The sequence below is a fragment of the Arenimonas sp. genome (assembly GCF_019459675.1).
Lineage (GTDB): Bacteria > Pseudomonadota > Gammaproteobacteria > Xanthomonadales > Xanthomonadaceae > Arenimonas.
The window spans coordinates 1-5,564 of sequence record NZ_JAIBFH010000021.1; the positions used below are offsets into that span (position 1 = coordinate 1).

General features: G+C 69.8%; 3 protein-coding genes and 1 pseudogene. 1 reads left to right on the top strand and 3 read right to left on the bottom strand.

Features of this window, described 5'->3' with window-relative positions; translation table 11 throughout:
- Positions 1–1,699 (top strand): TonB family protein (locus K0M70_RS00795; protein ID WP_290777996.1); only part of this gene is annotated, 1,699 nt, incomplete at its 5' end.
- 69 nt (positions 1,700–1,768) lie between these two features.
- Here the strand turns inward: K0M70_RS00795 and K0M70_RS00800 are convergent.
- The 3 genes and pseudogenes from K0M70_RS00800 to K0M70_RS00810 all read right to left on the bottom strand — a co-directional run.
- On the bottom strand, positions 1,769–3,757 hold the full coding sequence (locus K0M70_RS00800; RefSeq protein ID WP_290777999.1) for a prolyl oligopeptidase family serine peptidase: 1,989 nt from the start codon (positions 3,755–3,757) through the stop codon (positions 1,769–1,771).
- A 32-nt stretch (positions 3,758–3,789) separates the two neighbouring features.
- Positions 3,790–4,782: a mechanosensitive ion channel family protein gene (locus K0M70_RS00805; RefSeq protein WP_290778002.1), complete on the bottom strand. Its 993-nt coding sequence runs from the start codon at positions 4,780–4,782 to the stop codon at positions 3,790–3,792.
- Between the two features lie 150 nt (positions 4,783–4,932).
- Positions 4,933–5,564: pseudogene (locus K0M70_RS00810) on the bottom strand (DNA primase); the annotation flags it as partial.

Sequence of the window (5,564 nt, forward strand, 5' to 3'; positions counted from 1 at the left end):
CGACACCGCAACCGACACCGCAACCGACAGCGCGCCAGACTTCGTGCCAACCGAGGCGCTGCTGCCCAGCGCCGCGTTGGCGCCGGCCAGCCGGTCTACCTTCGGGCTGCTGCTGTGGGCCGCGGGTGCCCTCGCTCTGGCCGGCCTGCTGTGGCACCAGCAGAGTCGCTTCCGTCGCCGGCTGGGCCAACTGCGGCGTCGCGACGTCGGGCTGTGGCAGGCCAGCACCGATGACATCGGTCCCGTAGTGATCGGCCTGCTCAGGCCACGCATCGTCGTGCCGGCCGACTTTGACCATCGCTACGACCCGCAGCAGCGCGAACTGGTGCTGGCGCACGAACGCGTGCACCTGCGCCGCGGCGACCTGCCGATGAATGCGCTGGCCTGCGCGCTGCGCTGCCTGTTCTGGTTCAACCCCCTGGTGCACCTGGCCGCGGCCAAGCTGCGCCTGGACCAGGAGCTGGCCTGCGACGCCGTCGTGATCGCCCGCAATCCCCGCGCCGGTCGTGCCTATGCGACCGCGCTCCTCAATACGCAGCTGGCCGACCTTGGACTGCCGGTCGGCTGCGCATGGCAGTCCAGCCATCCCCTCAACTGGAGAATTTCCATGCTCAAGAAGCCTTTGCCTGGCCCCGCCAGGCTGATGTTGGGCGCCGGACTTGCGGTGCTTACCAGCTCGGCCGCGGCCATCGTCCTTTGGCAGCAGCAGCCCGCCACCCTCATCACGCTGCCGGCCATCGCCGTGGCGGCCGTGCCGGCGGCGATGCCGCCGCTGCCCGCCATCGGCCCGGTCCGGGTGGCCTATGCCGAGCCGGTGCTGCCCGGAGTGTTCGCGGCTGGGGCGGCGTACCCGGCGGTCGCGGCCACCGGGGCGGCGCTTGCTTCGGATCCTTCCGTGGCGCCGCCGGCGCCCCCGGCCCCGCCGGCCCCCGCGAGCGTGGCTCCCGCGCCGCCCGCGCCGCCCGCGCCTTCGGGGACTCCGGACGCACCCGTGGCTCCCGCACCCCCGGCGCCCCCGGCGGCGGTGCCTGCGCTCGCCGTGGCCCCGATGGCGGCCGACGTTTCCCGCCCCGGCCAGGCGGTCCCCGCGCGCGCACCGCTGGCCGTGCCCGTCCCGCCGGTGTTCGTGGAGTCCCCGGACCGGATCCCGCTGCCGCCGCCGCCGACGCCGCGCGGTGAGCTCAGCGCGCCTGCGCCGCAGCTCAGCCCGGTTGGCGGCGCCAATCCGGCGGCAGAGGCGGCCGACTACGTCCCGCCGCGCGTGCGGGTCGCCATGCCGGCCAGGCTGCCCCGGGGTGCCAAGGTTCCGCCGCCGCAGGTGGCGGTGGTGGCCAATGGCGAGGTCGTGCGGGACGAGCGCGTCCTCAGGCCGGCCGGGCGGGAAGCCCATGTGCCGCGCGACGCCCTGGTGGCTGACGGCTTGGTCCTGCAGGTGTCGCTGGACGCCAAGGGCAAGCTGGTGGACGCGAAGGTGCACGAGAACCGGCTGGGCGCGCTCTATGAGCGCAACGCCCTGGCGGCGATCAAGCGCTGGCGCTTTGAACCGGCCCGTCGCGCCGGCCAGGCCGAGCCGTCCACGGTGCTGGTGCCGGTGTGGTTTGAATGGCGCGACGGCGGATTCGAGGCGATGAAGCGGGATCAGCTGAGCCATCCCAAGCCGACCTTCCAGCCCGCCCCGCAGCCGATCGCCGGGCAGTAAGCGCAGTAACGGGGTCAGGCTCACTTGTTTCATGAAGTGAACCTGACCCCGTTTTCCCGTTTTCCGTTTTCAGTCGAGCAGGTGTTTTTGCCAGAAGAGCATGCCGGCGGCGCCGAACCAATCGCTGTTGGCCTTCTTGCGGAAGCCGTGGCCTTCGTCGGTGAACACCAGGTACCAGACGTCGCCGCCGTTGTCGCGCACCGCTTTCACGATCTGTTCGGCTTCCGTGTAGGGCACGCGCGGGTCGTTCAGGCCCTGGGCCACGAACAGCGGCCGGGTGATGCGGCCGGCGTTGTTGAGCGGCGCGATGCGGTCGTGGAAAGCCTTCATTTCCGGGATGCGTTCGTCGCCGTATTCGGCCCGGCGCAGGTCGCGGCGGTAGCTTTCGGTGTTCTTGAGGAAGGTGCCGAAGTCGGAGATGCCCACGGTGTCGATGCCGGCACGGATGCGGTCGTTGTAGGCCACCATGCTGGCCAGCACCATGTAGCCGCCGTAGCTGCCGCCGGCCACGCCCACTCGTGAGGCGTCCAGCTCGGGCTGCTTTGCTATCCAGTCCAGCAGCGCGCCGATGTCCTTGACCGAGTCCTCGCGCCTGAAGCCGTTGTCGAGCAGCAGGTAATCCTTGCCGTAGCCCGCCGAGCCGCGCACGTTGGGCAGCAGCACCGCGATCCCCAGCTGGTTGACCATGAACTGCACGGCCGGGTTGAACGTGGGCAGCGCCTGCGATTCCGGGCCGCCGTGGATGCTGATCACCACCGGGAAGGGGCCCTTGCCTTCGGGCTGGTAGTAGAACGCCGGGATGGTGCGCGGCTTGCCGTCCACCTGGTCGAAGGTTTCGTAGCGCACCAGGCGCGGGATCCGGAACGTGCCTTCGTCCAGCCCGCCGACTTCGCTCTGGGTCCAGCGCACCAGCTTCGAATCCACCAGGTTCACGACGTACACGTCGCTGGGCGCGGTGGCGCTGTTGAGGGTCAGGGCCAGGTCGAAACCATTGGGGGCGAATTCGATGTTGGCGATCACCCCGACCGGGATTTCCGGCAGCGCGACCTCGCCCATGTCGCGCAGGGTGACGACGCGCAGCTTGCCGATGCCGTCCTCGTTGGCGACGTAGGCCAGGTACTGGCCGTCGGGCGAGAGGTCGAAAGCGTCGACGTCCCAGGGCACGCCCTTGCTGATGACCTCCAGCCTGCCGCTTTCGGGGTGGTGCCGGCGCAGGCTGCGGAACTGGCTGTTTTCGTCGGAAACGTAATATACCCAGCCATCGCCGTTGCCGTAGCGGAAATCGGTGAACGCCGCCTTGCCGCCGTCGACCGGGAACATCTCAAGCTTGCCGGTGGCCAGGTCCACTTCGCCCGGGTAGGCCTCGTTGATCGAAACCAGGTTCAACACCAGCAGGCGCTCGGCGTCGGGCGAAAAATCCAGCGGCAGCCACTGGCCGCCCTCAGCGACCACGGCGCGCGACTTGCCGTCGGGCGTGCGCACCCAGACGTCGTAGTCGGTACCGTTGCGCGCGGTGCTGCTCCAGGCCAGCTGGCCGCCGTCGCGCGACCACAGGGCGCGGTTGTTCTGGCTGCGCTTGCCGTCGGTGAGCAGGGTGGACTGGCGCGTGCCCAGGTCGTAGAAGTGCAGCTGCCAGAATTCGTCGCCGCCGACGTCGCGGCCGTAGACGAAGCCGTAGTTCGGGTCTTCGCCGGGGGCCACCACCGCAGCCGGCACGGGCTCGCGCTGGAACGTCAGCTGTTCGCGCATGCCCAGGGGCGCCATCACGCGGTGCACCTGGTTGGTTTCCGCGAAGCGCGTGGTCACCAGCATGCCGCCGTAGGGCAGCCAGCCCTGGAAGGTGGCGCCGCGGGTGTTCTGGTAGCGGTCCAGGCGCTCGATCAGTTCGGCCGGCACCGCCGGCACGTTTTCACTGATGCGGTTGCCGGTTTGCTCGCGCGCCACCGGAGCGGGCTGGGCGGCGAACGCCGGCGCACCGAGCGCCAGCAACACAAGCAGGGGACCCATCGGCATCACGCGCATCGAAGGAATCTCGGTTTCGGCCAGGACCCCGAGCATAGCCCGGCGCCGTGCACGCGGCGTCGAGGCCGCTATTCGCGCGGGGCGTTCGGGTCGAGCAGGTTTTCGCCGCCGTGGTGCTGGCGGTCGCGGTGGATCTGCGCTGCAAGGTGCGCCGTGGCCCGGGTGTCCGCGACGATTGCGGCCGGGGCGGCCGGCGGCTTCGCCGGTTTGGGGCCGGCGGCCGGCGGTTCCCGCAGCTGTACGCGGTAGATCGGCTCGGGCATGTCCATGCCGCCGGCCTCCAGCGCCAGCTTCACGCGTCGGATGGCCTCGCTTTTGACCAGGGCGAAGTCGTTCGAGCCCTGGTCCACCCAGCCCTGGAAACGCACCGCCACGTTCGAATCGCCGAGCGAATCGATGAAGGCCCGCGGCGGCGGCGAGGCCATGACGCCTTCGATCAGCGCCATCTCGCGCACGCCGATGTCCTGTGCCAGCAGCAGGTCCTCTTCGACGCCGATGCCGACGTCGAATTCGAAACGCCGGCTCGGGTTGCGGGTGTAGTTGAGCGTCACGCCGCGGAACACCATCGCGTTGGGCAGCCGCAGGTGGTTGCCGTCGGGCGTCATCAGGATGGTCGCGCGGGAAGTCAGCGCCACCACCGTGCCCTCGTTGCCGTCGATCACCACATGGTCGCGCAGCGCAAACGGCTGGCGCACGCTCATCAGGATGCCCGCCAGATAGTTCTCAAGGATCTCCTTGAACGCGAAACCGAGCGCGACGCCCAGAATGCCGGCGGTGCCCAGCACGGCGCCCACCATCGCCGTGGCATTGAGCAGCTCCAGCGCCGCAAGCACGCCCAGCGCGGTTACGAGCCATCGCACCGTGGTTCGGGTGAGATCGGTCAGGAAGGGATTGCTGCGCGACAGTCGCCTGACCGCGGCGCTGCGGGAAAGCCAGCCACCCAGGTATCCCGCCGCCAACACCATCACCAGCGCGACCAGCAGCAGCGGCAGTGCGGCCAGCAGGCGGTAGATCTCTTCAAACAATCGCTCGGCGATCGGGGCGAACTCGAAACTCTTCATCGCCCCATCTTGCCCGCCCCGGACCCACCCCACCACCCGCAGCACAAGCGCGCAGCAGGAACGGCAGGAACGGGTTCAGGTTCACTTCCTGCAGGCAGTGAACCTGACCCCGTTAGTTGCCGTTAGTTGCTGCCGTTCCTGCGTTAGTGCTTAGCGGGGGCCGGAGTGCAGTTCGCGCAGTTCGGCTTTTTCGGCGTCGCCCAGGCCCGACATGCCCACTTCGTTGATGCGGGCCTGCAGTTCTTCGATGCGCTGCTGGCGGGTCTGGCGATCAAGCTGGCCCAGGGCATCGACGAACTCGGCGCGCCACGTCGCGGGTTCGCCCGGGAAGCTCTGCATGGCCAGCTTCTGCAGCGCCGCGCCCTCTTCGCGCTCGGCGAAATGCTCGAGGATGGCGCCGGTGCCAATGCCCGGGCGCTCGCGAGCCAGGGCGATCATCTCCATCAGCAGGGAGATGCCGGGCTGGCGCAGGATGCCGAACAGATAGGGCGGCTCGATCGCCTCGGCCAGCGAAGGCTGCTGAAGCAGCATGGCAATGGCCGCGCGCACCAGGCTCACCTTGGGCGCCGGCCCGCCGCTGCGGCCGCGCATGGACGGCGTCGCCTGTGCCTGCGGCGCGGCAGCGGCGCGCTGGCCGACGCCGGTGATTTCGGTCAGCCGCTGCTGCATCAGGTCGCGGAAGGCACCATCGGGGATGCCGCCCAGCAGCGGCTTGGCGCGCTCGGCCAGGCGCGCCTTGCCCTCCATGCCGGCCAGGTTCACGTCCTTGGACAGTTCGCCGT